Source organism: Pseudomonas sp. GL-R-26 (assembly GCF_019947365.1).
In the GTDB taxonomy this organism is placed as follows: Bacteria; Pseudomonadota; Gammaproteobacteria; order Pseudomonadales; family Pseudomonadaceae; genus Aquipseudomonas.
In genome coordinates, this window is the sequence record NZ_JAGYGI010000020.1 from 62348 (window position 1) to 89101 (window position 26754).

Annotated in this window: 17 protein-coding genes and 1 pseudogene; 10 read left to right on the top strand and 8 right to left on the bottom strand. The window is 53.5% G+C overall.

All coding sequences use genetic code 11. The features are described 5' to 3' along the window. Positions 1 to 601 precede the first annotated feature (601 nt). The 8 genes and pseudogenes from KGA96_RS20455 to KGA96_RS20485 all read left to right on the top strand — a co-directional run bounded on the left by KGA96_RS20455 (position 602) and on the right by KGA96_RS20485 (position 13583). On the top strand, positions 602 to 2305 hold the full coding sequence (locus KGA96_RS20455; RefSeq protein ID WP_223514728.1) for a DUF1302 domain-containing protein: 1704 nt from the start codon (positions 602 to 604) through the stop codon (positions 2303 to 2305). A 12-nt stretch (positions 2306 to 2317) separates the two neighbouring features. Next, complete coding sequence (locus KGA96_RS20460) at positions 2318 to 3679, top strand: DUF1329 domain-containing protein (RefSeq protein ID WP_411740687.1); 1362 nt, start codon at positions 2318 to 2320, stop codon at positions 3677 to 3679. A 76-nt stretch (positions 3680 to 3755) separates the two neighbouring features. After that, positions 3756 to 4859 carry a WD40/YVTN/BNR-like repeat-containing protein gene (locus KGA96_RS20465; RefSeq protein WP_223514729.1) on the top strand — a complete coding sequence of 368 codons (1104 nt, stop codon included), beginning with the start codon at positions 3756 to 3758 and terminating at the stop codon, positions 4857 to 4859. A gap of 4 nt (positions 4860 to 4863) precedes the next feature. Next, positions 4864 to 7326 (top strand): efflux RND transporter permease subunit, encoded by a 2463-nt coding sequence (locus KGA96_RS20470; protein ID WP_223514731.1) that lies wholly within the window; start codon positions 4864 to 4866, stop codon positions 7324 to 7326. A gap of 1096 nt (positions 7327 to 8422) precedes the next feature. Beyond that, positions 8423 to 8608 (top strand): annotated as a pseudogene (locus KGA96_RS29935) (HAMP domain-containing protein); the annotation flags it as partial. Next, the gene (locus KGA96_RS29940) at positions 8603 to 9466 is read left to right on the top strand and encodes a methyl-accepting chemotaxis protein (protein ID WP_411740688.1); all 864 of its coding nucleotides are present in this window, start codon (positions 8603 to 8605) and stop codon (positions 9464 to 9466) included. The pseudogene KGA96_RS29935 and the gene KGA96_RS29940, both read left to right, overlap by 6 nt. Before the next feature lie 312 nt (positions 9467 to 9778). Then, positions 9779 to 12598: a TrlF family AAA-like ATPase gene (locus tag KGA96_RS20480; RefSeq protein WP_223457577.1), complete on the top strand. Its 2820-nt coding sequence runs from the start codon at positions 9779 to 9781 to the stop codon at positions 12596 to 12598. A 364-nt stretch (positions 12599 to 12962) separates the two neighbouring features. Beyond that, complete coding sequence (locus KGA96_RS20485) at positions 12963 to 13583, top strand: tyrosine-type recombinase/integrase (RefSeq protein ID WP_223514735.1); 621 nt, start codon at positions 12963 to 12965, stop codon at positions 13581 to 13583. Between the two features lie 114 nt (positions 13584 to 13697). Here the strand turns inward: KGA96_RS20485 and KGA96_RS20490 are convergent, their stop codons facing one another. Next, positions 13698 to 13916 carry a hypothetical protein gene (locus tag KGA96_RS20490; RefSeq protein WP_223514737.1) on the bottom strand — a complete coding sequence of 73 codons (219 nt, stop codon included), beginning with the start codon at positions 13914 to 13916 and terminating at the stop codon, positions 13698 to 13700. A 353-nt stretch (positions 13917 to 14269) separates the two neighbouring features. Here KGA96_RS20490 and KGA96_RS20495 point away from each other — a divergent pair, with 353 nt between their 5' ends. After that, on the top strand, positions 14270 to 15166 hold the full coding sequence (locus tag KGA96_RS20495; protein WP_223514740.1) for a LysR family transcriptional regulator: 897 nt from the start codon (positions 14270 to 14272) through the stop codon (positions 15164 to 15166). A gap of 8 nt (positions 15167 to 15174) precedes the next feature. On the opposite strand, the gene KGA96_RS20500 is transcribed toward KGA96_RS20495, so the two are convergent. The 6 genes from KGA96_RS20500 to KGA96_RS29760 all read right to left on the bottom strand — a co-directional run bounded on the left by KGA96_RS20500 (position 15175) and on the right by KGA96_RS29760 (position 25042). Beyond that, entirely contained in the window at positions 15175 to 16605 is a 1431-nt protein-coding gene (locus KGA96_RS20500) for an aldehyde dehydrogenase family protein (protein WP_223514743.1), read from the bottom strand. Further along, a complete protein-coding gene (locus KGA96_RS20505) occupies positions 16602 to 17795 on the bottom strand; it encodes an iron-containing alcohol dehydrogenase (RefSeq protein WP_223514746.1) in 1194 nt (397 codons plus the stop codon). The genes KGA96_RS20500 and KGA96_RS20505 overlap by 4 nt, the downstream gene beginning before the upstream one ends. Positions 17796 to 17855: 60 nt before the next feature. Continuing rightward, the gene (locus KGA96_RS20510; protein ID WP_223514750.1) at positions 17856 to 19334 is read right to left on the bottom strand and encodes an APC family permease; all 1479 of its coding nucleotides are present in this window, start codon (positions 19332 to 19334) and stop codon (positions 17856 to 17858) included. A gap of 512 nt (positions 19335 to 19846) precedes the next feature. Beyond that, positions 19847 to 21220 (bottom strand): IS1182 family transposase, encoded by a 1374-nt coding sequence (locus tag KGA96_RS20515; protein ID WP_223514753.1) that lies wholly within the window; start codon positions 21218 to 21220, stop codon positions 19847 to 19849. Between the two features lie 183 nt (positions 21221 to 21403). Further along, a complete protein-coding gene (locus KGA96_RS20520; protein ID WP_223514757.1) occupies positions 21404 to 24094 on the bottom strand; it encodes a type I restriction endonuclease in 2691 nt (896 codons plus the stop codon). Positions 24095 to 24697: 603 nt separating this feature from the next. After that, positions 24698 to 25042, bottom strand: coding sequence for a hypothetical protein (locus KGA96_RS29760; RefSeq protein WP_317850355.1), 345 nt, complete (start codon positions 25040 to 25042; stop codon positions 24698 to 24700). 228 nt (positions 25043 to 25270) lie between these two features. Between KGA96_RS29760 and KGA96_RS20530 the strand changes: the two genes are divergently transcribed. Beyond that, positions 25271 to 25603 (top strand): hypothetical protein, encoded by a 333-nt coding sequence (locus KGA96_RS20530; RefSeq protein ID WP_223514805.1) that lies wholly within the window; start codon positions 25271 to 25273, stop codon positions 25601 to 25603. 331 nt (positions 25604 to 25934) lie between these two features. On the opposite strand, the gene KGA96_RS20535 is transcribed toward KGA96_RS20530, so the two are convergent. Beyond that, positions 25935 to 26603, bottom strand: coding sequence for a serine protease (locus KGA96_RS20535; RefSeq protein WP_223514763.1), 669 nt, complete (start codon positions 26601 to 26603; stop codon positions 25935 to 25937). Positions 26604 to 26754 lie beyond the last annotated feature (151 nt).

The window sequence follows — 26754 nt, forward strand, 5'->3', positions numbered from 1 at the left end:
ATGTTGGTTTTACTGAACTCTTGACCTCTACCCGCCATTCAGCGCGTATCGATTCTTAAAATACAAGAGAAGCGATACGTAACGCTATTTTGTCCCGTTCAACGACGACCTCAAAACGTTAACTTTTCTTGCAGGCCCTCTTGCAAAACATTACAAATGTGAACTATCTAAACGGTGCGTATTGTTTTATTTATAATTATCACCGCTTAGCAGCTGAGAGGTGAGGTTGCGCCAGCGCTTCGTCTGTTCAGGCGTCAGGAAAGGGGCGGCAGCTTCCAAATCTCAAAAGATCATAACTCTCTGTTCTTTCACGCTTGCTGGTAGTGGCTCCGCGGATCTTCCGGCTGCCGGGGTAATGGGGTACCAGGCAAAAATCCCCTGCCATAGAACCGTAGGCAAAACACATCACCACGGGCTTGACAGGCATAGCTGACAGCTGTAAGTATACGAAACGTCCCGTATTGTAAAATTGGTGGAAATTGTCTTATCGCAGGTGCTCGGTGAGAGCCGGGTAGGTTTTATGAGTTTTCGGGAGGAGCGGTTAGCGGCGTCAAAATTGAAATTCAGCGAAGCCTAATACAAAAACAAAAGAGGTTCGTATATGCGTGTATTCAAGTCTACTGCGTACTCATATCTGGCGCCTTCAGGGCGGCCGAAGTACTTGGCATGCGTTCTCGCTGGCGGTGCGGTGAGTTTGATATCGATGAGTGCCAGTGCATTTCAAATTGACACGGGCGACAGCGATCTTCGTGTCCGCTGGGATAACACCCTCAAGTACAGTTCTGCATGGCGTCTGAAGGACCAAAGCAGCAAGCTTTCCAAAAGCCAAGTCAGCCTGAACCAGGATGATGGTGACCGTGCTTTCGATAAGGGCCTGATCTCTAACCGTTTCGACCTTCTCTCGGAAATGGATATCGCTTACCGCAATTTCGGTGGTCGTGTGAGCGGGGCAGCCTGGTTCGACACCGAATACCAGAAGGACAACGATAACAACAACCCCGCACGCGCGAACCAGGTCTCAGTTGCCTATGACGAATTCACTGATGACACTCGACATCTGCATGGCGGCGACGGTGAGTTATTAGATGCATTCGTCTATTGGAATGGTGAAGTTGCAGATCGTGCTTTGTCCGTTCGCTTGGGACGGCATGCCTTGATTTGGGGGGAAAGTCTGTTTTACGGGTCCAACGGGATTGCGGGCGGCATGGCTCCGGTGGACGTGGTGAAGGCTATTTCAGTACCGAATACCCAGTTCAAAGAGATCACCAGACCAGTAAGTCAGTTGTCTACTTCCTACCAGCTTACTGATGCGCTCTCGTTAGGCGCTTTCTATCAGTTTGAGTGGGAAAAAACACGGTTACCTGCTGTCGGTAGCTATTTCTCCACTCTCGACATACTTGGAGAGGGGGCCGAGCGCTTGATTGTTGGGGAGCCATTCCCGAATTTTCTTGGTGGTAATCCAAGTAGCCCTGCGGCTTTTTTCCACGGCAAGGACAAGCAAGCCAGGAATTCTGGACAGGGTGGATTGCAGTTGCGCTACGCAGCTGAAACCGTCGATTACGGGCTTTATGCTATCCAATACCACGATAAAACGCCCCAGTTGTACCTCCGTCCTAGTGTAGCCGGCCCGAATTTTGCCACCGGGCAAGTGGGTGATTTCTACTGGGTGTATCCGGAGGATATTCGCGCACTGGGCGCAAGTTTCACTAAATCAGTGGGTGAGTACAGCTTTGCTGGGGAAGCGTCTATGCGCTGGAACATGCCCCTGGTATCGAATGGTCAGGTCGTACTGCCTGGTGTAGAAGCCGACAACGACAATCATCCGCTATATGCGGTCGGGCGGACAGCCCATGTGAATTTGAACGTTCTCGCTTCTCTTGAGCCATCCTTCATATCCAATGAGGCCAGCTTGATAGGTGAAATTGCGTGGAACCGGTTGCTGAAAGTTACTGAAAACCGATCAGCTCTGGATCCGAATGCTACAGACGACGGTGTAGGACTGAAGTTGGTGTATACGCCAACTTATCGTCAGGTCTTCTCGGGCATCGATCTTAGTGTTCCGTTGGGTGTCAGCTATTTCCCTATGGGTAAGTCGGCTGTGGTCGGCAGTTTCGGGCCTGATAAAGGTGGTGATTTCAATATCGGTGTAACCGCCACCTACCTTGATCGTGTCACTTGTGGTCTGACGTACACACATTATTACGGTCCAGAAGACACCACGCTCAATGAAGCAAGCCAGTTCAATTATAAGCAAGCATTAAAGGATCGGGATTACTTGGCCTTCTCGATCAAGAGCACTTTCTAAGAGGATTTTGACATGACTTCTCGATTTAAATTTAGTGCCGCTTACTTTGTCATAATGAGTGCTGTTGCTCTAAGTGCGTCCGCGATGGCTTCCGGAGTAGATGATTTGGGTAAAAGCCTGACACCGTTGGGGGCGGAGCGGGCTGGTAATGCTGATAAAAGTATCCCGGCATGGGATGGTGGATATACCACCGTTGATCCGGCTTATCAGAAGGGTGGTAAGCGTGGTGATCCTTTCGCCGCGGATAAGCCTCTTTTCAGCATTACTTCAAAGAACATGGCCCAGTACTCAGAAAAGCTGAGCGATGGTGTTAAAGAAATGTTCAAACGGTATCCAGACACCTATCGAATGGATATCTACCCAACGCGTCGAACGGCAGCGGCTCCGCAGTGGGTATATGACAATACAGCCAAGAATGCGGTTAATGCCAAGCTGGTAGAGGGTAGCGCGGGTCCAATGCCTGAAGGGGCCTATGGTGGCATCCCGTTTCCGATTCCGAAAAATGGCGACGAGGCGATGTGGAACCATCTGCTGAGTTGGAGCGGTACTTCTATTACAAGGGACGCTCGCTTCTATCTGATGACAGCCGATGGTCAACAGGTCATGACTACCGATGGTCGTGCTATCCAGGAGATGCCTTATTACTTCCAGGATGGCTCAGCGCAGACTTTTGATGGCGATTATTGGATGATCCGCCTGCTTAATATTGGTCCGCCCATTCGAGCCGGTGAGCAGGCGATGGATCGGGCCAACATCAATGCCGACAAATCACAAACGCATATCTACCTTGCCGGTCAACGGCGAGTGCGAAAGGTACCTAACTCCTGCTGTGACACGCCGGCGCCATCATCAGCAGGCGTGATGGCATATGATGAACTGTCCGTTTATAAAGGGCGACTCAATCGTTTCAACTGGAAGCTGGTAGGCAAGAGGGAATTATATATTCCCTATAACACCAATAAATTCTTTACCGCGGGCAAACCTGAAGATGTACTTGGCAAGCGGCATCTTAATCCGGACGTCTTGCGTTGGGAATTGCATCGTGTGTGGGTCGTTGAGGCAAATCTAAAGCCTGGCGAGCGGCATCAAATGGTTAAAAGCCGTTACTACCTGGATGAAGATACCTGGCAAGCGCTGCTGGGCGATCGTTGGGATGCAAGTGGTCAACTGGCGAAAACACTGTGGGCGCTACCGGCTGTCATGCCAGATATTCCTGCCCTGGCTTCTGTGTCGTCGGGGTTCTATGACTTTACGTCCGGTACTTGGTTTGTACTTGACCTGCTAACTGGGCAACCCTCGCAATGGGGGATTGTCGATCGCTTCAAGAAGTCTGATTTTTCGCCAACAGTCATGGCGGGGCAGGGTGTGCGTTAACGCTAAGCCTCTCTGAAAAGCACCGACAATCTCTTTGTCGGTGCTTTTGCAACACGCGATTCTAGAGATAATAAAAATGATAATAAACAGTCGTTTAAGTGCCTTGGCATTAGCTTTGGCTTTGTCTGCTTTCGCTTCGCTGGCTTGTGCTGAAGGCGGGGTTGTTGGCTCTGCCCTGAGTTCACCGGCCATGCAAATAGCCACACCCGCTCATGCTGTTCTGATTGATTTGGCACGTGCCGGTGATCGACTGATTGCCGTTGGTGAAAGGGGCGTCATCGTACTGTCCGATGACAACGGCCAGTCCTGGCGGCAGGTGCAAGTTCCGGTCTCAGTTAGTCTGGTTGCGGTTCAATTCGTGGACGCTATGCATGGCTGGGCAGTCGGACACGCTGGCACAGTGTTGGCCACTGTCGACGGTGGCGAGCGCTGGAGCCTCCAGCTTACGGGTATACAGGCTGCAGAGATTGAGTTGCAGACTGCTCAAGATAACAAGGCCAGTGCAGTCGATGCCGAAGCGGTTGATATGCGCATCTCCAATGCCGAACGCCTGATAGCGGATGGGCCTGATAAACCATTCTTGGCGCTGCACTTTCTTGACGCCAAGCGCGGCCTTGTCGCGGGCTCCTACGGAATGGTGTTTTCTACTCAGGATGGAGGGGCAACATGGCAGTCGTTGATTGGACGCATCGAAAATCCGTCGCTTGTGCACATCTACGCGATCGCTCGCAAAGACCACCTTTGGTTCCTTGCCGGTGAGCAAGGTTATGTGGCTCGTTCAACTGATGACGGAGAGTCTTTCGCACAGTTACCAAGCCCATATAACGGTAGTTTCTTCACCGCCAATGTACGGGGTGACGGAGCTCTGCTGATCGCGGGCCTTAAAGGTCATGCCTATTTGTCCTCAGATGATGGCGCCAGCTTTCATCAATTGAGAGGCTCCCGGCCGAATTCAATCAGTAGCTCCACTCGATTGCCCGATGGAAGCGTATTGCTAGCCAATCAAACGGGTGATTTGTTCAGTAGCTCCACCTCAAATGGTTTAGCGCTTGACCCGGTGGGCAAACCGCTGGGAACTCCCGTGAGCAGCATTGTCGAGGCAGTCGACGGCAGTCTGATTACCTCCGGTTTTGCTGGTTTGTCACGTTTTTCACATCCCGCCACTGAAGTTTCGGAGTGAGCATATGAATTCCGCTCGTCATCCTTCCCTGCCTGAATCAGGCGTATTTGATCCAAGCTCAGGGACCTTGGTTGAGCGTGCTCTGTTCAACCATCGCCACTGGGTGCTTCTGCTATGTTTGCTGATGACGGTCTTGCTCGGCTGGCAATCCACTCGACTAGGATTGAACGCTAGTTTCGAGAAGATGATCCCTACTGGACACCCCTATATTGCCAATTATCTAGCCAATCAAAAGGAGCTCTCCGGACTCGGTAATACGGTGCGCATCGCTGTTGCCAACAAGAAGGGGGACATCTACGACACGGATTACCTGCGTACTTTGCAGTCCATGAACGATCGTATCTTTTTGCTGCCAGGCGTGGACCGCGTTTACATGAAGTCGCTGTGGACGCCTGCCACCCGCTGGGTTTCGGTGACGGAGGATGGGCTCGATGGCGGGCCGGTCATTCCTGACAAATACGACGGCAGCCCCGCATCACTCGCTGAGTTGCGCAGCAATGTGCAGCTGTCTAACGAGATAGGCCAACTGGTAGCCTTCGACCAGCGGTCCAGCATCATTTCCATTCCTTTGCTGGCACGCACGCCGGATGACCAGCCCCTCGATTACGCAAAACTGTCTGCTCAGTTGGAAGCGCTTCGCGCCGAGTATCAAAGTGAAAACGTCGACATTCACATCACGGGATTCGCAAAGAAGGTGGGGGACCTGATTGATGGGTTGGGGCAGATTATGCTGTTCTTTGCCGCCGCCATCGCTATCACGACAGTAGTGCTCTATGGCTACACCCGATGCCTGCGGAGCACATTTCTGGTCGTACTTTGCTCGGTAGTGGCGGTAGTCTGGCAGCTTGGATTGCTGCCGTTGTTGGGGTATGAGCTTGACCCGTATTCGGTCCTGGTGCCCTTTCTCGTGTTTGCCATTGGCATGAGTCATGGCGCCCAGAAAATGAACGGCATCATGCAGGATATTGGTCGTGGCATGCACCGAGTGGTTGCTGCGCGCTTCACGTTTCGTCGCCTGTTTCTCGCCGGTCTGACTGCGCTGCTGTGTGATGCTGTGGGTTTCGCCGTGCTAATGATTATTCAGATCAAAGTCATACAAGACTTGGCCGTTATAGCTAGCATCGGCGTTGCCGTTCTGATTTTCACCAACCTCATTCTGCTACCCGTCCTGCTCTCCTATGTCGGCGTCAATCCCCGCGCGGCCGAACTAAGCCTCAAGAGCGAACGGGCAGAGCAGAGTGGTCAAGCGCGACACGCTTTTTGGCGATTCCTTGATCTATTTACTCGCAAGCGATGGGCCTTGATCAGCGTAGGTGTCAGCCTGGTGGCCGCTGTGCTGGGCTTTATGGTCAGCTTGCATCTGGCAATTGGCGATCTGGATGCTGGTGCGCCAGAGCTACGTCCGGACTCGCGTTATAACCTGGATGATGCCTTCATGACGCGCAGCTACGGAGCCAGTAGTGACTTGTTCGCCATTATGGTGAAGACGCCGAAGAGTGCCTGCTCGCGCTACGATATCTTGCGTAAGGTCGACGATTTGGATTGGCAGTTGCGTAGTTTGCCCGGGGTAGACTCAACGAACTCCATGGCTCTGCTGAATCGTCGTATGTTGGTTGGGCTGTCTGAGGGCAACTCGAAGTGGTACGAGCTGCAAAACAACCAGGCAATGCTCAACATGATTACCGCCAGCGCGCCACGTGGACTTTACAACGAGTCCTGCAGCCTGCTGACGCTTTACGTTTTTCTCAAAGACCATAAGGCCGAAACCCTTTCGCGCCTGGTTAGTCACGTCGAAGCGTTTGCAGCGGCTAATGACACTGATGAGGTCAAATTCCAGCTTGCCGCCGGTAATGCGGGAATTGAGGCGGCGACGAACATTGTGGTCAAAGAGGCCAATCGCGAGATGCTGTTCTGGGTGTATGGCGCAGTTATTTTGCTCTGCCTCGTCACCTTCAGGTCCTGGCGAGCCACTCTGTGTGCCGTGATTCCGCTCATGCTCACGTCGATTCTGTGTGAGGCACTGATGGTCGGTTTAGGTATCGGTGTCAAAGTGGCGACCCTGCCGGTAATCGCTCTAGGTGTAGGTATCGGCGTTGATTACGCGCTTTATGTAATGACCATCATGCTGGGGTTCTTGCGCGAAGGTAAAAGCCTCTCCGAAGCTTACTACCGCGCCCTGGTCTCCACCGGCAAGGTTGTAATGCTCACGGGGATAACGTTGGCGATAGGTGTGGGTACCTGGGTAATTTCCCCAATCAAGTTCCAGTCTGACATGGGTGTACTCCTGGCGTTCATGTTTGTCTGGAACATGGTGGGAGCTCTTCTACTGCTGCCGGCACTGGCTTACTTCCTCTTGCCTTCCACATCACGCAATGATGCTTCTGGCCGCAAGGTGGCTAACCCGGTGGCGTTGAGTGAACAATCCACTCCAGGTCATTCACTGCGTCTGCACAGCGCCAACTCCTGATTGGCGCGCCACGGCGTATTACGTTTGATCAAGGGCTTTCATAACAACTGCGGTGGGGGCATGTAGCGCCCGGATAATCCTGGACCTGGTTCAGGTTTATCCGGCCAGTGACCCTTCCTTCGTCGGAGAAGCAGTAGTGGCTCCGTCAGTGGGCATGTTTTCCTGTTCCTGGGTGCACCACCACTAGCGTGAAGAGGAGATTTGTATGTCTTTGGTGTGCCGGCTACTGGGTAATCTCTCGGTAGGAGCCAAGCTGTCGATCGGTTTTGGGTTGGTGTTGCTATTCACTCTCGGGGTGGGGATTACCGCCTTCCATTCTTTGAGTCTGTTAGGGCTTCGCGGTGAACAACTTCGTACCGAGGACTGGATTCAAACGTTGGTCCTGCAGGCTCGTATTGCGGAAAAAGAATATGCGCTGAGTCTTTCTCCTCAGGCGCAGGATCAAGTGCGAGGTGCAGTTGAGCAGATCACTCGGCATTTTGATGGCCTCCCCCAACAAAATAGCGCCGACATCGCGATGCGGGATGCGTCCAGCGACTATTTAAAGCAGTTCCTAAGTTATGCCGAGTCTCTTCAGCAAGCACGAGAGGCTCGCTTGCGCATGCAAACACTCGCGCAGACAGCGGGAGAAAGCTTCACCTTGGTATTTCTCGACCAGCTTGATGCATTGAGTGCGCAACAGGAACGAGGTACGTCTCCGGACAGTGGGCAACTGTTGTTGCTGGAACAGACCACTGCTCTACGTGACAAGCTGGCCAAGCTCCGTGACAGCGAGCTTTATTATTCGTTGGATGGTGAGGAGCGCTTCCGTAGCGATTGGGAGATGAGCATGAGCGACCTGCTGTCTTCAATGCAGGTGCTCAATCTCGATGATCAGGAGAAGGTTTCGCTGCAGGTTGCTAGTCATGCACTGGGAGATTATCGAAAAGCCTTCGAACAGTTTGTTGCCAGCCGCAAGCAAAGCGCTCGTAGTAGCGAAGCGATGAACACGCAAACCCAGCAAGTCAGCGAGTTGTTAGATAAGGCCAACCAATTTCAGAACCAGGCGATTCAACGCGATAGTCGCAACGCATACAGTCAGCTTGGCCTTATTAGCATGCTGGCTTTAGCGCTGGGTATTGGCGCGAGTCTATTAATACGTCATTTGATACTGCAGCCGTTGCGTCGGGCTGTTCATTTGGCTCAGCAGGTTGCTGCAGGTGACCTGAGCTGTGTGCCTGATGGTGCAAACGTTCGGCACGATGAGCTTGGGCAGCTATTGGGTACTGTCAATAGCATGCTAGGTAGTCTGAGAGGCTTGGTTGGTCGAATTGGTACCGGGGTAGGCCTGCTCAATGGAACGGCAGGGAGCCTGGCAGAAGTCATTCAACGCAGCAGCCAGGGAGTTGAGAGACAACGACAGGAGACTGAAATCGCCGCTACCGCAATGCAACAGATGACTACGATGGCCGGCGAAGTCGCACGTAACGTCAAGGACGCTAGTGCTGCAGTAGCTCTTGCTGATGACCAGGCGCGCGAAGGTGACGATTTAGCGCGCCAAGCCGGCTCCAAGATCGACCAACTGGCTTTAGAAATGACCGGCTGCGCTGAAGCAATGCAATCGTTACTGGCAGAAAGTACGGCTATTGGCGGCGTTCTTGATGTGATTAAAGCTGTAGCAGAACAGACTAATTTATTGGCGTTAAATGCGGCCATAGAAGCAGCGCGAGCAGGTGAGCACGGTCGGGGATTCGCGGTAGTAGCTGACGAAGTGCGTGGTTTGGCACGCCGCACGCAGAGTTCTACCGCCGAAATTGAAGACTTGATTAGTCGCCTGCGTGGCGTCGCCCAGCAGGCAACTGAACGGCTACAGGGTAGCCATGCACTGACAGGTGAAACAGTGATCCTTGCTGGTCAGGCATCTCAGGCGCTGACACGAATTACTCGCGCCGTATCGAGCATTGAACAGATGAACAAACAAATCTCAGGGGCCGCGGAGCAGCAACGGGTTTTGGCGGAACAGGCTAGCCAGAACATAGTTCGGGTGCGCGAGGTGGCAGAGGAGAGCGCCCAAGAAAGTGTGAAGTTGCAAAATTTGACTCTCGAACTCCAGCAGGTGGATGCAGAGTTGAATGCTGCGGTCGGGCACTTTTGCACATAAATATTAACGGTTAGTGCGAAAAGTTTTCTTCATTGGATAGCTGAATAGTCGCGGCCGGATAAAAGAGCTTGGGCTGCGCTTGCATAGTGCAGGTCGCCTTGTCTTGGACTGACGACCTCACGCGTGGAGGTTTAAATGACGATGCCATTCGAACGGAGCAGGTCAGTCGCACAAACTCATGCTTTCCTGACGGAGCTCTGGACCCAGAGTGGGTATCGTGGTTTCAAATCAATGGTTGCGAGTGAAGCCCTTCATCCACGCTAAATACCGCTAATATCAATTGCGAAAGCTTGCGAGAGAAAGGGAGGTCGGGTGAGCGAATACCAAGGCATGCGCTGGTTCAAAACAGATTTTCAGATCCAGACGCCAGAAGACAACAAGCACTGGGCGGATGATGACTTGCGTCTGCTGAGCCCTCGGCGGCCCCTTCAAAACGGTGTGCCTAACGAGGAAGATATTCAGAGCAAAGCCAAGCGCTTTCTTAAACGCTGCCATGAGCTTGAACTGGAAGTGATTGGCATCACCGACCACAACTTCGCGGAAAAATCCGAGCCACGCGACTGGTTCCTCACCCACCTGGTTGAGCAGAATAAATCGGTCGCCAAGGAGCTTGGCCGTGCGCCCCTTTTCATTCTGCCCGGTTTTGAAGTCGACATCGGCTACCACGTCTTATGTCTGTTCGACCCCGCCACCAAAATGCGCCACGTGCAACGCGTCAACATGATCCTGATCAAGTTGGGTTTGGCGGAGAACCAGCGCTTCAGGGGGGGTGAACCGACGGCGCTTCGCCGAGGCGAGCAGGCGATCAGCTTGAAAACGCTGCTCGACACGGTGCAGAAGGAGCATGGCGGCATTGTGATCGCGGCGCATGCCGATCAGCAGGATGGTTTGCTGTCCGCTTCGCGAAATATTGATGACTATCAATTACCAGGCTTGCTCGCGTTAGAGTTGACCGGCTACCCCATTTCAGAGAAATACCGCTCCATTCTCCAGGGGCGCAACAAGGATTGGTCGCGCGCCGGACTACAACCAGCCTATGTGCAGTCCTCTGATGCAAAGTCGCTGAAAGCAGATGCAGAAGGCCGCCCCTTGCCGAATGCGCTGGGTTATCGTCACACGTGGGTCAAGTCGTCCAAACCGTCGATTGCCTCGCTACGGCAAGCGTTTCTGGATGGAAAATCACGACTGCGACTGCAGCTCCTACGTCCCTCAGATGAGCAAACCCATCCGCGGGTCGTGTTTCTGAAGTGCCAGGGACTCAAATTCCTCGCCGACCTGGAAATCCACTTTTCACCGAATCTCAATACCTTGATTGGTGGGCGAGGGACGGGGAAGTCTACGGCGCTGGAACTCCTTAGGTTCGCGTTCGGCCGGGATCAAGGCGATACCTTCTCGGACTCGACGCGTGCGAAGTTCGATCGGGTAAAAGCCACCTACACCGATGACTCTGAAATTCAGGTGGGCTGGGAAAGTGTTCCAGGTCAGGTCGATATTATCTCGCTGAAGCCGCAGCAGGGGCATGCACTGCTGCAAGGGGAAGCTCACGACCTCGCGGTGTACCTGCAACAGCTACCCGTTCAGTTCTACAGTCAGCAGCAAATCAGTGAGCTAACCGGTGTCCATGGTGGCGGCAGTCTGCTGACGATGATTGATGAGGCCTGCTCAGCAGAGCTACAAGGACTGAAAGGTCAAGAAGACACTTTGCATGCCGAGATCCAACAACTGTTCGCGGCCATGGATCAGCTCAGCGCCTTGAACACGGAGGTCAAGGTCCTCAATCAAGAGCTCCAGGAGTTAAACCGCCAGTGGCAAGCTCGCAGTGAGGTGTTGGAGGAGGCTCAACTTTACCAGCGAGCGGAAACTGCTCGGCGTTACGTCGAACAGGTCAAAAGCCAAGTGACTGAGGATATCAATCGCTTGAGCACGCTGGCTGGTGAGCTGTCTTCTCGTGGCATTTTGAATGACGGACGGGTTGAGGCATGGCCCAGGGCCGATTGGTTCAATGCGTTGACTCAAGAGGCCGCTGCGCTTAGGCAGAGCTACCAGGCACAGGTGGCGGCGCTTGCGCAGCAGATGCGCCAAGACGCGACCCAATTATTTGAACAAGGGGACGGTTGGGATCAAATCTCGGCGGCGCTGGATGGCACCAAAGAAGTCTTTTTATCCGCTTGTCGTGAACGGGGTCTACAACCACAAGATGTCGCGCGGTTGCAGGATATTGACAAGGCTCGTCAGGCCAAACAGCAATCGTTGCAAGACAAGAAAAAGCGCCTAGACGTACTGGCTCCGCAACGCGACCGCCTGAGTGCGGCGTTACACGACATGAGCCTGCTGTGGGTTCGTCAGTTTACGCTTCGCCAGCGTGTTGCCGCAGAGATCAGTGACAAGGCTCGAGGCTCTATTCGCGTGTTGATTCAGCAAATGGCGGATGATCAAGGCTTTCTTCAAGCATGGAACCTCATGGCGCCCGATGGTCGCAGTCGGTTAGGCCGGGCATGGGAGCACATTGGCAAGGTGTTGTTTGAAAGTTTTCTGCAACACCTGAAAGAAGTTCAGCCCGAGGCTGATTCGCCCTGGCTGCATATTCGAGAAGTCCTTGCTGAAGATCGTCAGCTGCCGTTACCCCTGCTGGAGTATAAGGCAGAGCTAAAACTCTACTTCAACGAACAAAAGAATCAATGGCGCAATGCCCGGCTAACCCGGGTTGAAGAGCGAGTCGATATTGAGTTGTACCGGGCGGATCGAACGTTGGTGGGAAGCGTGCAGAGCAATGCCTTGTCAGAAGGGCAGCGAAACACGGCGGTGTTGAATTTGCTGTTGGCCAAAGGGGAGGGGCCAATCATCATTGACCAACCAGAAGACGAATTGGATTCCAATTTCATCTATCGAGAGTTGGTGCCACTGCTGCGCCAAGTGAAGAACCAGCGTCAGTTAATCTTGGCCACGCATAACGCCAACTTGCCGGTGAATGCCGACACGGACCTGGTATATGCCTTGGAGGTTGCACAGGGTCGAGGCGCTAGGCTTGCCGCGGGTGGGCTCGATCAGACAGATACCACGACCGCTGTGCTCGATATCATGGAGGGATCCGCAGAAGCTTTTAAGCGTCGACTCGATAAATATAATTTCTAGGGTGTAGCGCTCGGCGAAGCACACTGAACTAAATGTCCGCGTTTGGCCGATTCTGTTGAAAAAGTCGGCCATGGTTTGCGCATCGGAAAAGTACGCGTCCGAGATTGAAATCTTTACTTTTTGGCAGAGGCTTCCGGACTCGGATTTTACGTAGCAGCGTGCAAAAGAGGTGTTTTCGCCCACCAGTATTCGAGCATTTTGGGGAAGCCGACTTTTTCAACAGAATCGACCCAAAGCGGACGATGGCGACAGGCAAAAATCGGCCATTTGCAGTCGTTAGCGAACGGCTGCTATGGGTCGGATAGCGACTACCAGCCATTTTGACTGATCCACCCTTGACCTCCCTCAACGTGGAGGACGAGACATGAACACCATTGCTAAATACAGCCATCAACCTTGGAACAAGGGAAAGCTTGTCGGGCAGAAAGCTCCGCTTCGAGTCAGAGATATCTGGGCTATCCGCGTAAGACTTCAGCTTGCTGAAAAGACGCGTGATTTGGCGCTTTTCAACTTGGCCATTGATAGCAAGCTGCGTGCCTGTGACTTAACCAAGTTGCGAGTTCGAGACATCGCCCATGGGGAGCATGTGTCGTCACGGGCCATCGTGATGCAGCAAAAAACTCAGCACCCAGTGCAGTTTGAAATCACTGAGCAAACCCGAACGGCTCTGGAGGCTTGGATGCGCCAGGCGCGTCTCCGCAGCGAGGACTTCTTGTTCCCGAGCCGGTTGCACGCCTCAGACCATCTTTCCACCAGGCAATACGCTCGAATAGTCAAAGTTTGGGTGACAGCCATTGGCCTTGATCCAACCATGTACGGAACCCACACGCTACGGAGAACCAAGGCATCGTTGATCTATCGAAGGGCAAAAAACCTGAGAGCAGTCCAACTCCTGCTTGGTCATACGAAGCTTGAAAGCACTGTCAGATACTTGGGAATCGAGGTCGATGATGCCTTGGAAATGGCCGAGCAGACGGAAGTCTGACCAGTCACGCGACGGTCGATGCTAGACCGTCGCTATCCGCCAATATCTGCTAGTCAATTGTGACTACAAAATCAGAGGCCATTTAAATCAGAGGGCAGTCTTGCGCTGAGTAATCTACGACTGGCGTATCCTTAAAATGGAATCTGTGATGGCTTGAGCATTAGTGTCCAGTGTTTCCATGGCCGACATCGCATTAGCGGCGACACTGCCTACTCCATTTTCTGAGAGCCACTTGGTTATTTCTTCTATCGCTGCACTTAGGGCGTGCTGGTTGTGGAGGAGCAATGTCAGAGCGTCTGCTGTGGCGATCTTGCAGTCTGAGTTATTTGGCATGACGGTCGCCCTTGAGTAATGATGCCGGAAGCCTAGCTCATCTCGCAGTTGGATTAGACTGGTGGTTGATTACCCAGATCTACCCAGCTGTTTGCATTCGACCTGACAGCCCTTTGGACCGAATTTGACCAGCACGCCCCCTGGTTATGACCGGCAGAGGTCGACCCATAACTGCCGGTCAGCACCGACTTAATTTGGCCGATTGTTGACGTTGTGGTACCTCAGCGCCTCCTCGATACTATTGTGGCTGGATGCTTCGGTGACAAACAGTTTCAGTAAGTCATTGTGTGTCCCAGCTCATGTTCGTGCCCGATGGCGCGTGCGAAAGATTTTCCAATCTGTCGAGAAGCACTGTGCTCAGAAACATTACCGACATGGATTTGCGGCTGTTGCGTATTTTTTCCATCGTGGTGAAATGCGGGGGATTCACGGCTGCCCAGGCCGAATTGAACATGAGCCAGTCGAACATCAGTACGCACATTTCCGGCCTGGAAAAACGCTTGGGGTACCGGATTTGCGAGCGGGGAAAGGGCGGCTTTCGGTTGACCGAAAAAGGCCAGAGGATTCTCAAGGCTTCATCGGCATTGTTCGGCGCGGTTGATGCGTTTCGCAATGAAGCCCAGGATCTTGCCGGGCGGCTGGTGGGGGAGCTTTACCTGGGCTTGGCAGATAATATCGCGACCTTGCCAACAGCCCGAATCGACGCGGCCATCGCACGGTTTTATCAGCGAGAACACGACATGCACTTGCACATCTTCGTGAACTCGCCCACCGAACTCGAACTGGCGGTGATAGATGGGCATCTGGACGTCGCCATTTCCTATTTCAGCCGCCCATTGCCGACCTTGAACTACCAGCCGCTGTACACGGAGGAAATCGGCATTTTCTGCGGTCAGGCTCACCCGCTGTTCAGTGTCGAGGCGCCGAGCCTGGAACAGCTCAAGGCCAGCGACTGGATCCGCCATGGCTTCCTGCCCGCCGACCAGGTGCTGCCCATTGCACCAGATCGCGCTTCAGCCACGGCGCACCACATGGAAGCGGTCGCCCATGGCGTGTTGGCCGGAACTCACCTGGGGTATCTCCCGGTGCATTACGCCCAGCCCTGGCTGCAAAGTGGGCAAATGCGCGCCTTGCAGCCAGCGACGTTACGCTATGAGGTACAGCACAGCATGATCACCCACGTGGGGCACCCGCAAAGCGAAGCCGTTCGCGCCTTTATCGCCGACCTGTTGGCCGAGCACGGGCTGTGAAACCGGTATCAACCAAGGCAGCGGGTGACGTGCTTGACCGATTGATAGGCTGACAGGCCCCAGGGCCCCAGTTCGCGACCGATGCCGCTGCCTTTGGTGCCCCCCCAGGACGTTTCGACGAACACGGCCTGGATCGAGTTGATCCAGACGTGGCCGACGTCCAGTGCAGCGGCAACCCGTTCGGCACGCACCAGGTCGGCGCTGATCACCGTGGCCACCAGACCGAAACGGCTGTCGTTGGCCAGGGCCAGTGCTTGTTCCTCTGTACTGAAGCGATGGCTGCACAGCACCGGGCCGAAGATTTCTTCGGTCCACAGAGGGCTGGTCAGCGGGACATCGGCGTAGAGGGTCGGGCTGACGAACCAGCCAGGGTCGCGCAGGGCTTCGCCACCGGCCAGGCAATGCAGTCCTTCGGCCCGGGCGATAGCGAAGTACTCGGCGACCTTGGACCATTGAGCCTGACTGGTCAGGGGGCCCATGTCGACTTCGTCATGGGGGTTACCCACCCGCAGCGTTTCGAAGGCAACCTTCAAGCGCTCCAGCAGGGCGTCGGCAATGCTGTCCTGGACCAGCAGGCGCGAGGTGGCCGAACACATTTGCCCGGCGTTCCAGCAAATGCCGGCGACGATCCATTCCACCGCCTGGTCGAGATCGCAATCGTCGAACACAACAATGGCCGACTTGCCGCCCAACTCCAGGGTGACCGGGCGGCAATGGGCCGCGGCACTGCGCATGACCTGGGTACCGACGGCATTGCTGCCGGTGAACGACAACTTGTCGATACCGGCATGGTTGCTCAACGCCGCGCCCGTTTCGGCCTTGCCGCAAACAATGTTCAACACACCCGCCGGCAACCCCAGGACATCGGCAATCTGGCCGTAGGTCTGTTCGATCAGGGGGGTGATTTCCGAGGGCTTGAGTACCACCGTACAGCCGGCAGCCAGGGCCGGGGCGATTTTCCAGGCGCTGGTGACCAAGGGGAAATTCCACGGCACGATCAAACCGACCACACCCAGTGGTTCCAGGTGGGTATGGGCGGTAAAACCGGGCACGGCCAGCGTCACTTCACGGGACGGATGCTCTGCCAGTCCTTCGGCCAAGCCCGCGTAATAGGTGAAGGTTGCCACGGCATCATCGATATCGACGACTGCCTCATGACGGGGCTTGCCGTTGTTCTGCATCTGTAGGGCGATCAAGGCCTCGCGACGCTGTTCGATCTGCTCGGCGAAGCCTCTCAGATAGCCCGCGCGCTGTGTGGCGCTGACGTTTCGCCAGGCAGGAAGGGCGTGGCGCGCAGCGGCGATGGCCTGGTCCACCTGCGCAGCGCTGGCAGCCTTGAGTTCGGCGAAGGGCTGGCCCAGCGACGGGTCGTAGACGGTGATCTGCTCGGCGCCTTCGCCGATCAGCAACTGGCCGTTGATGTACTGAGCGGCAGTCATGGGGTCACACCCGGCAGGACGCCATATACGGCGTTGCGAAAAATCTGGCTGTAATCGGCAGCACTAAGCACACAGGCGTTGGTGTCCGACGAGGAAATATCGGCCAGCGCCTGCTCACCAACCCAGGTCGCATCCTCGGCATCAAGGCCGATATCACGTAGCGAATGGGCGATTCCCAGGCGTTGGCGCAATTCCAGCACCCAGTCGAGGAAGCCGTCGAAATCCGGCTGTTTCAATTCCAGGTAGCGCGCCAGTCGGGCGATGTCCGCACTGATGGTATGTCGGTTGGCGACCAGCACGTAGGGCAGCAGGATCGCATTCAACAGCCCGTGATGTTTGTGATAACGCGCGCCCAGCGGGTGGGCGAGGGCGTGTACACCACCCAGGCCTTTCTGAAAGGCCACGGCAGCCATGGCGGACGTCACCAGCATGCCTTCGCGTGCAACCATGTCGTTGCCATCGCGATGGGCGTTACATAGGTGCTGCTGGATCAGGCGAATGCCTTCCACCGCGACACCGGAGGACATCGGGTGATACAGCGGTGAGCAAAAGGCTTCGATGTGGTGGGTCAGCGCATCCATGCCGGTGGCGGCGGTCAGCGCAGGCGGCAGGCCGCGGGTCAGGACCGGGTCGAGGATGACGCTGGCCGGCAACAGTTCTGGGTGGCTGATCACGCGCTTGATGTTTTGTTCGCTGTCGGTCAGCACGGCTTCACGGCCCAGTTCGGAACCTGTACCCGCGGTGGTCGGCAAGGCGATCAGGCGGGGCAGATCCAGGCGAGGGAAGTCCGCCAGACTTGGATAGTGGGCAATGACGCGGGACCATTCGTACTGCTCCAGGCCTTGGGCATCGACGGCCGCCAGGCTGATGCCTTTGGCGGCATCCATGGCACTGCCGCCGCCAAGGGCGATCAGCGAATCGTGCTGGCCGGTCTTGAACGCCGCAACACCCCTGGCGACGTCGTCCAGGCTCGGGTTGCTGGCGATGTCGCTGAACACCGCGAACTTGATGTCGGCTTGCTGCAAATGGGCCTTGATCAGCGCCATCGGCTCCAGCGCGAGCATGCCAGGGTCGGTGACCAGCAAGGGGTTGCTCATGCCATGCAGTTTGCAGCGCTCGGCCAATGCATCCAGCGCACTAGGCCCACAGAAGATCTCCGTGGGGTAGTTCCAATAGTGAAGAGAAGACATCAGAAACTCCAGATCAGCGAGGCCTCGGGTGGACGGGCCCCGCACGACAAAACGAGGGTGTTATTCGGTACGCAGCAGAGGGCTGGTACGCAGGTAAGGCTTGGCGCGGAACATGTAGATCAGGCCCAGCACCGCGAGGATCGAGAACACCAGGATTACTGCCCAGACTTGGAACCATGGCGCTCCCGGTGGTGCGAGCGACTCCCGTGGCCAGGCGACGTTGATGCTTTCAAATACCAGCCAGAAGAACGCCGCGAGATTGACCGCGATGCCCCAGCGCCCAAGGGTGAAGGTCCCCGGCTCGGCTTTCCATTTGCCGCTCAGGCGAGCGAGCAATGCGCAGGTGACGACGATCAGGAACACTACGAAGAAACCACCGCTGCCGAACGCGATCAGCGTGCCGACGGCAGTTGCGTTCAAGCCCAGGGCCAGGCCGAAGCTGGCGAACAGGGTGCTGAACACCATCGCTGCAAAAGGCACCTTGCGCTTGTCCACCCGACGCAGCACGGCCGAGGCTGGCAGCATGGAATCCCGGGCCATGCCGAACACGGCACGACCGATGTAGGTCTGGACCGAGACGATGCAGGCGATGAATGCCACCAGCACGATGCCCACGAACGGCCGCTCGGACCATGCGCCAAAGGCGTCGACAACAGCCGGGGTGACCGGGTCGATGATCTGGCCGGACACCATGCCGGCAGTATCAGTGTACGACAGGGTGACGGCGAAGGCGGTGAGCATCACGGTCAGGCCGACCAGAATCATCGAGCGCAGGATCGCACGGGGTGTCGATGTACGGGCGTCGGCAGTTTCTTCGGAAACCTGCGAGCAGGCGTCGAAACCGAGGAACGCCCAGCCACCGACCGCCATGGCCGTCAGAAAGCCTGATAGGTACGAACCTTCAGTACCCTGGGTAAAGGCCAGGCCTTCGAACACCAGCGAGAGTGAATGGTTACGGAAAAACAGCAGCAACAACACGCCAATGCCGATGGAGGCAATGGCCTCGGCGATGATGCCGGCATTCACGAAGTACTTGAGTGGGTTGATACCAAAAAGGTTCACACCCAGGCCCAGCAACAACAGCACGGCGCCACTGAACACTTGAGCGTTCGCGGAGGGTGGCTCTCCGGTGAAAAACAACCACAACCAGAATCCGCCCAGATAGGCCACGGTGGTCAGCGAAGCCAGCGCGGAGGCCAGGTACATGAACCCGGTGAACCAGGCCCAACGGTCGCCCGCCAGACGCTTGACCCACTGGTAGCAGCCGCCGGCCAGCGGGTACTGCGAAGCCAGTTCGGCATACACCAGCGCCACCAGCAACTGCAACGCCAGGCACAGCGGGACGATCCAGACCCAGGAAGGCCCGGCACTCATCGCGCCCAGCGACATCACCGAGTAAATACCCACCACCGGAGATACCGTGGCGAAACCGACGGAAAACGAAGACCAGAGCGACAGGCCGCGGTGCAGTTCTTGGGCATAGCCTTGACTGTGCAACAGCGATTCATCGGCGTTTTTCTGGGAAAGCGGGGAGGTCATTGCCCACCTCCAACAGAAGCGGGAGCGCTGTTCGGTGCGCAATGACCGGCACGGCTGCGTGCGAGGGTAGGTGACATTGAAATTCCTTGGTCGGCAGACAGATTGTTTTTAGGATCGCCCTTGGCGCAGGCGTACCGACGAAACGGTCTCCTTCATGAGGAGTGCACGCAGCTTAAAGCAGCCAAACATCGATAAAAATTCATATGTTTGTAGGCTGGGTTCTGGATTTTTATATGTTTGTAAGGGAGCGGTTAGCGGTGCGATACCGGAGATTGTTGCGAGGTTAAAGTGCTGTGATCCCGAGGGGCAGGGCCCGGTCGTTTGGTCCTTGCCTCGACTGGCAGCTTTTGGCCGATTCTGTTGAAAAAGTCGGATTTTCAGCTCGCCTGAATTCAGGCACGACCACCACCGGAGAACCTACTCACCACATTGAGTGGTTTTTCGGCCCTTCGTTGTGCTTTGCAGCTCGGTTAGTGGGTTAGTTTGAGGTTTTTTGCTTCGTGCAGACGCACCTATCCCGTAGCAGGTGGCCCTTGAGAGGTAAATTTGGCCAGACGTCGCAGGTTCTGCACCGCGGCGGCCAGCGTGAACTCATCGGACGCGCCACTCATGCCACGTAGTCGCAAGCGATCCAGTTTCAGGATGCGCTTGAGGTGGGCAAACAACATTTCGACCTTCTTACGTTCGTGGCGAGAGCGCTGATACGCCGGCGTCGCCGCGATGCGTCGAGCCACATCACGAGCGGCTTCATGGACGCTGCGGACGATCTTGCGAATCGAAGTGTTCGGGCAGCACTTGGCTTTCATCGGACATGTCGCGCAGTCGGTCTGCCGGGATCGGAAGATGATGGTGTTGGCTTTGGTGACGTGCGAACGCTCGTTCTTGAAGGCTCGCCATTCGCTGCGCAATACGTTGCCGGCCGGGCAGCGGTATTCCTCAGCCTCTTCATTCCAGTGGAAATCGTTACTCGAAAAGCTGTCGTTCTTGCGCTCAGTTTTGTCCCACACTGGCACATGCGGTTCGATGTCTTTGTCCTCCACCATCCAGGCCAGCATCGGCGCAGTGCCGTAAGCGGTGTCGCCAATGAGGCGCTCTGGCTTGATGTCGAACTGCGCTTCGACCCGGTCGATCATGGTCTTGGTGCTCTCGACTTCTGCGGTGCGATGAGCCGGTGTGGGTTCCACATCCATGATCACGCCGTGCTCGGTATCGATCAGATAATTCGTGGAGTAAGCGTAGAAAGCTGGGCCGCCTGGAGCCGCGGTCCAGCGAGCCTGAGGATCCGTCAGCGACAGGCGCTTCGGTAGCGTTTCGGCCAAAGCCTCTTCATCGAGGCCTTCAAGGTACTCACGCACGGCGCGGGTGCTCAGGGCCGGATCGCTCCAGTTGACCGGTTCATCACCCGGTACGCCACGCTGCCGACTCGCATCCGCTTTGATGATGCTGGCGTCCACGGCAAAGCCTTCGCCTTTAACCAGGCCTGCGTCCATGCAGCGACGCAGCACTTCATTGAACAACCAGCGAAACAGATCACTGTCTCGAAAGCGGCCGTGTCGATTTTTGGAAAAGGTCGAGTGGTTGGGGACTTCATCTTCAAGGCTCAACCTGCAGAACCAGCGATACGCCAGGTTCAAATGGGCCTCTTCGCACAACCGCCGCTCGGAGCGAATGCCGTAGCAATAGCCCAAGATCAGCATGCGGATCATCAGTTCAGGATCAATCGACGGACGCCCAATCGGGCTATAGAAATCGGCGAGGTAATGGCGCAGGTCGTTCAGATCAAGACACCGATCAATGCTGCGCAGAAGGTGATTGGCGGGAATGTGATCTTCAAGGTTGAACGAGTAAAACAGCCGCTCCTGCCCACTCGATAACTGTCCCATCATGCTGCGTGCTTCCCTGCTGGCCAATGCAGAGATTTTGCCGCAGGCCAGACAGGGGAGCTACTTTTTCAACAGAATCGGCCAAATGCAGTCATTCAGATATACCTGCAAACCGGGTGATTCGATATTTGACTGGTATATAATGGCGACAAATTTTTCATTAATCGCCATTATACACTGCAAAGATCAATCATGCTCTTCTACTGGCGATGTAGTTACAGAGTCCAAACGTATTTTCTGACTAAAAACGTCTATTGAATTCACTAGGAACTCAATTTTGTCGCCGCGCTTATAACCCCTCTCAATATAATTTTTTGGCAGTTGGTTAGGGTGAACAAAAACAGTCATCCCCAAATGCATTTTTACAATAAGTCCACTTTTTGCATACCTGACCACTTCGCAGGTATACTGCTCACCCGGAATGTAATGCAATTCCGCCTCTTGCCAGATGGCCGGCAAGGCATTTTTCTTAAACATTTGCAAGCTTGGCTCCATCTCTGACACGGAAGCCAAACTAGCAAGGTTACTACTTTCCAAATAACTAGAAGTGCTGGCAACCAAGGATTCGTATTGTTTCTTTATGTAATTGTAAAAATCCGTTGCGTTTTGATATGCGGTACGTTGATTGTACTGTACATCCAGGGATTTTATTCGTTCAGTAATTTCCCTGGCTGTTTTTTCCTCAGTATACAAAGTATCTTCAGCAAGTGCCGCCAAGTAACTTACGTTAGTTAGCAAATCCAAGTGCACAAAACCGGCTGGTGCGAGCTTAATCAAATTGTCATCAGCAATTTCTGAGATGGTGAAATCTTCAGAAACGACACAGTGTCCAGCGAGCAAAAATTCCAAATCTCTGATAATCACATCAGACTCAACTCCCAATGGAATTAGCTCTGCTTTCAACTCAATTACTGGAAAATAACCCTGAACGCCTGACGGACCAATGTTGTGAAACTTTTGCTTTAACCACCTCAGAATCATTAATCGAGAGAAATAGTTACCTTTCTTTCCAAATGACAATGTTGTAAATAAATTTTTAACATGTGAGTGATCACCGTCATAGTATCTTCTATTCATTCGCAACAAAACCCGAGATACTATGTGAAGTGGTAGCGTGTGCATCCCTTGGGTCTGTCGTATCTTGAATATCTCATCCTCTGCGATATGGCCGCTAGTGCAAAACTCAAGAAATATTTCCAAGGCTCTCCTAATGTTTCGAGCCGACAGCCCCACAATAATGCGACGCACATACTTGTCGTTTTCGAAAATCGATTTCAAGATGCACGTCAAGTAAAATGACGTGTCATTTTTGCTATACTCAACCGTATAGCCGTTTGGCAACTCGTAAGTCAGCATATTTTGACCGCCGTTTCCATCCAGTGCTCTTAAAGCAAGTTGCACTCGCTTTGCTAGAACACTTTGAAACAACGGTGGCTCTATTCGAAACACCAAGTCCTTCAGAGCCGTATCCAAAGGCGGTTGATCCCGATGATTGTCGTACGTCTCTTCTCTCAGCGGGAGTATCACAAGAGAACGAAATTCTTTTTGTAGCCATTGTGCGGCTTGAAACATCAGTAGTTGTTCATCCAAAGTGCGCTTGTCGCAATTATCAAGAACAATTATTAATAGCTTGCCCCTTTCATTTGTACAAAATCTTGTATAAGCCAGTGCAGAAAGATGTAAGTCTGATTCCAGATCTTCAATCTTCTCGCCCAGCTTTATGTTGTACTCTGGCGTACCATCATACAAAGGCTTATAAATCTTCTCAAAGCGATTTAGTTCAACCGAATAGACTTTCTTAATTCCTTCTAACGTATCAAAATCATATTGTGGAGTATTCGACTTGCAACCTTCAATTATCTCATGCCTAAGCCACCCGTAAATCTCATCAGGAGATACAGGAGATTCATTCATATTTATGCGAACCCACGCAGTTCTATCAATGACGTCAGCCGGCAGCGCAACTTCTTTGAGGTAGTCAATGAATGTCGTTTTACCTGAACCTACGCTACCCACAAGGAGAATAACCTTGCGCTCAAGAAGCTTACTTTGCTTGGCGAGAACAGCAACCAATTCTCGAGGTGCCGACGTGTCCTCGATTGTGGTTGCGTTAATTTCACTCGGGGGTTTTGCGGCTCTAATCAATCTATCAATAGGCTCAATAAATCTCTCGCGCCTTTTTGAGGGAATATAACCATTTTTCGCGATGAATATCCTATCTTCAATAGTTGCAGGGTTGAAGATATGACCTAAGTCTGAAGCGATATTTGCCCCAAAAGAGTTATGCCCTATTTCCTCGTCTTGAACAGCCCTTCCACCTACTAACCGCCGTGGCTTAGATAAATACCCTGGGTAAAGATCTTGATTAAATTTCTCCACTAAGATATCGAGTGACTTTCTGGAGAAGTCCTTAAACAGATCATGATATTTTTGAGATGAGGCGACTAGTTCCGAAACATTCATTTCGAGCTGCGGCTTAATATTGTCACTTGAGCCAGCCAAAAGAGTCAGACCATTTGTTGCAATCACTTTTCGAACTGGATTAACTCCAGTCGGAAAGTAAGCATTTAGCTCATTAGCGTAAAGTCGAGCTTCTCTAAAGGCCTCTTCAACATCGATGTCATCAGGTTTTTTTGCCTCTATTACAAGCAAAGGGAATCCGCCAATAACCACCATATAATCAGGGTAATAGATTTTCTTCTTTGTAAGCTTGTCGATAGCAAGCTTTCGAATATCTCCCTTGGTGATAATCTCAGCGGACTGATACTGGAGTCCGACATCTTCGGAGGCTACGAGCAGCGGATAAATTATTTTTTGCTCTACGTCGCTCTCTGTAACAATTGCACCTGCCGCCGGTAATTCAAATTTGATCGCCATCCTTTCAGTCCCTTAAATAACGATTTAATTATTGAGCTGTCGCAGGAGGCTTGCCAGATGGAGCTATCTGAACGCTTTTCCGTATCGAGCTTTTCAGCCCATAGAATAGGTCATCGGATCAATTGCAAGAAGCCCGTTCGCAGGTCGATTTTTGATGCAGTCTGAAGCTCTCCGACTGCAGGCCTGAAGAGCCGTCTCCGGTGGCATAGCTGCCAGAGCTATCTTGTCCAAAAACATGAATCGCCCCTAGTCTCGAGTGCGTTGACTGACCGCTTTTGGCCGACTCTGTTGAAAAAGTCGACCATGGTTTGCGCAGCAGAAAAGTACGCGGCCGAGATTGAAATCTTTACTTTCGGCAGAGGCCTCCGGACTCGGATTTCACGTAGCAGTGTGCAAAAAAGGCGTTTTAACCAGTCAATGACCAGGCTGTTTGGGCGAACCGACTCTTTCAACAGAATCGGCCGATTCTTGCCTGTCGTCACTGCTATCGTTGGGTCGAAAGGTGCCTGTCACGTGGGGCTGCAACCGCCTTAAGCAAACACTTTGGCATGCATCGAACGATTCAATAGGTCCGGCTCGCAAGCTGTATGCTGAGGTCTTGATTCAATACATAGGTAGAGGGCAGCAATGAAGATCACGGGAAGAGTCGAGATCGAGACAGTCATTGACGTCTTGTGTGATGCATGCAGCAGTTCCACGCGTTCTGAGAATGGCGGACTTCAATACGCCAGCCTCCACGCTCACTGGGGTTATGGCACCAGACATGACGGCGAGCGATATGAGTTGCATCTCTGTGAGGACTGCTTCTTCAAGACCATTGCTTACCTCAAGCAGGAACGGCGGACCGAGAATTTGTTCAGCGACAAAGCTGCTGACGCCGCTGATGATTTTGGCTTGGTCGCAAGGGACGATTTCTTCAGAGACGAGGGGAATCGTTAGGCCGTCCATTGTTTATCCGTCTGCGCACCGATCCCGAACAACAAGCGCTTAGGGAAAGCGTCTGTACTTGGCCCGACAGCTGCCCGCAATGATAGGCGGCAGATGGAGACGCTGACGCTCGCCGGTATCTGCTGGCCCTTACCACTTGAGGTCTCACCCCAACGACGCTTTACAACAGAGTCTGGCCATCCTGATAGAATCGATCAGGTTATAGATAACACCCTTCTGAGAAATGGTATGAATACAGAATTGATGGAAGATGAGATGCGCCGGGCGCTATTCGGTGATCCTGAGCCCTCTGCGCCGGCAATTCACCCAGACGTGCAGGACACAGTCCCGGATGTTGTGATCGTGCAACCGGTGAAGGCAGCGAAGAAAAAGACAGTCTCAAAAGGCTTCACACCTAGGTTGAGAGTCACGCTCCGCGTGGGAAATGAATTTGAAGGCGAGATGCACGAGATGGTACATGAGGCCGATACGCTGAGCTCCCTGGTTGCAGAACAAGAAGCTACTAAGACGGCCAGAAAAAAATTCAGGTTTGTGGAAGTGGTATCGGTCAAGTCGATGTAAGTGGGCACTTCCACTTGGCTCACCCGCCTGGGCATTAAACCGCATTCGGTTACCGCGGATCACCCAACAGGTTCGTGTCGAATGAAGCCTCAAACATTAGGGGACGGTAGTCGTATCCCGGACTGGATTTAACATCATCACTCCATACCGTTCTCAATGTTAATTGGTCGCCAGCCCAAGCCACATAACTGAGGGTGGCGACAGGCAGAAATCGGCCAGTAGCGGAAAGCACCGAATTGTTACCTCACCTCAACCCCCCATCGAACACCATGTCTAGAGGGCGGCTTTTGCTCGTCATGAATTAGCGAAGCAAACGATCTAAAATTGTATGTTAGCCACATGATTGTGGGTGAATGATATCGAGTGCATGTTTAATGCTGTATGCAACTAAAAACCCAGTATTGTATGGCACTGTCATCTGGGTTGGGTTTCCTTTTTCGTCGAGCACTGCCTCCTGTTCGACGCGAAACTTAGAAACGACACCAGCGATACGAAGTTCATTAGGCTTTCCTGCTGGATAGAAGAACAGCGGACCGCCTGAGAATCCTTCGTTGTTGATTGCGTCGACGTACAACACTTGCGGCTTAGTAATACTGATGGACGAGAGAGTCCCTTTCTTTGCGAATGGGCATGGCAAGCCATCCATGAAGTCCCCTACATCGCCCCACATTTTGTATGGAAAACCAAGAAAGTAGACATCTTGACCGAGAATAATTTCGTCCGTAGACGGGACAACAATAAACTCCAGATCTGTAAGCCGGAAACTTAGTTGTAGGACTGAGATATCAATTTCACCGCGGCCATGACCAACTACTTTTGTTTGAACCTGTAGCCATGCGTTTTCGCGAAAAATTCGAATGACAGGCTCGCTATCGTTCGGGTCGAGCAAGTGCCGGGCTGTTACCAGATATTCTGCGCCTTCGACCTCGATGGTGAAGGCCGTTCCGTATTGCTCTGCCTTTATAAAAAATGTTCGGTAAAGAATGTTTGAAAGGATCATGCGTGAGGTCTCTAATGTTTAAAATAGCCAACAGGCAAAATACTAGCATTTGACTGCCTAGCGAATGGAATGAGTGTAGTTAGTTATAGCAGAAGCGCAATATGGCTGGCGCCAAGCGCAACCGCAGTAAAGACTTAGCGTATCAGGTTGA

Bases quoted from the DNA above. Each gene is read 5' to 3' on its own strand.
- KGA96_RS20455 (WP_223514728.1), top strand. From the start codon at position 602: ATGCGTGTATTCAAGTCTACTGCGTACTCATATCTGGCGCCTTCAGGG.
- KGA96_RS20460 (WP_411740687.1), top strand. From the start codon at position 2,318: ATGACTTCTCGATTTAAATTTAGTGCCGCTTACTTTGTCATAATGAGT.
- KGA96_RS20465 (WP_223514729.1), top strand. From the start codon at position 3,756: ATGATAATAAACAGTCGTTTAAGTGCCTTGGCATTAGCTTTGGCTTTG.
- KGA96_RS20470 (WP_223514731.1), top strand. From the start codon at position 4,864: ATGAATTCCGCTCGTCATCCTTCCCTGCCTGAATCAGGCGTATTTGAT.
- KGA96_RS29940 (WP_411740688.1), top strand. From the start codon at position 8,603: ATGCTAGGTAGTCTGAGAGGCTTGGTTGGTCGAATTGGTACCGGGGTA.
- KGA96_RS20485 (WP_223514735.1), top strand. From the start codon at position 12,963: ATGAACACCATTGCTAAATACAGCCATCAACCTTGGAACAAGGGAAAG.
- KGA96_RS20490 (WP_223514737.1), bottom strand. From the start codon at position 13,916: ATGCCAAATAACTCAGACTGCAAGATCGCCACAGCAGACGCTCTGACA.
- KGA96_RS20500 (WP_223514743.1), bottom strand. From the start codon at position 16,605: ATGACTGCCGCTCAGTACATCAACGGCCAGTTGCTGATCGGCGAAGGC.
- KGA96_RS20505 (WP_223514746.1), bottom strand. From the start codon at position 17,795: ATGTCTTCTCTTCACTATTGGAACTACCCCACGGAGATCTTCTGTGGG.
- KGA96_RS20510 (WP_223514750.1), bottom strand. From the start codon at position 19,334: ATGACCTCCCCGCTTTCCCAGAAAAACGCCGATGAATCGCTGTTGCAC.
- KGA96_RS20515 (WP_223514753.1), bottom strand. From the start codon at position 21,220: ATGATGGGACAGTTATCGAGTGGGCAGGAGCGGCTGTTTTACTCGTTC.
- KGA96_RS20520 (WP_223514757.1), bottom strand. From the start codon at position 24,094: ATGGCGATCAAATTTGAATTACCGGCGGCAGGTGCAATTGTTACAGAG.
- KGA96_RS29760 (WP_317850355.1), bottom strand. From the start codon at position 25,042: ATGGACGGCCTAACGATTCCCCTCGTCTCTGAAGAAATCGTCCCTTGC.
- KGA96_RS20530 (WP_223514805.1), top strand. From the start codon at position 25,271: ATGAATACAGAATTGATGGAAGATGAGATGCGCCGGGCGCTATTCGGT.
- KGA96_RS20535 (WP_223514763.1), bottom strand. From the start codon at position 26,603: ATGATCCTTTCAAACATTCTTTACCGAACATTTTTTATAAAGGCAGAG.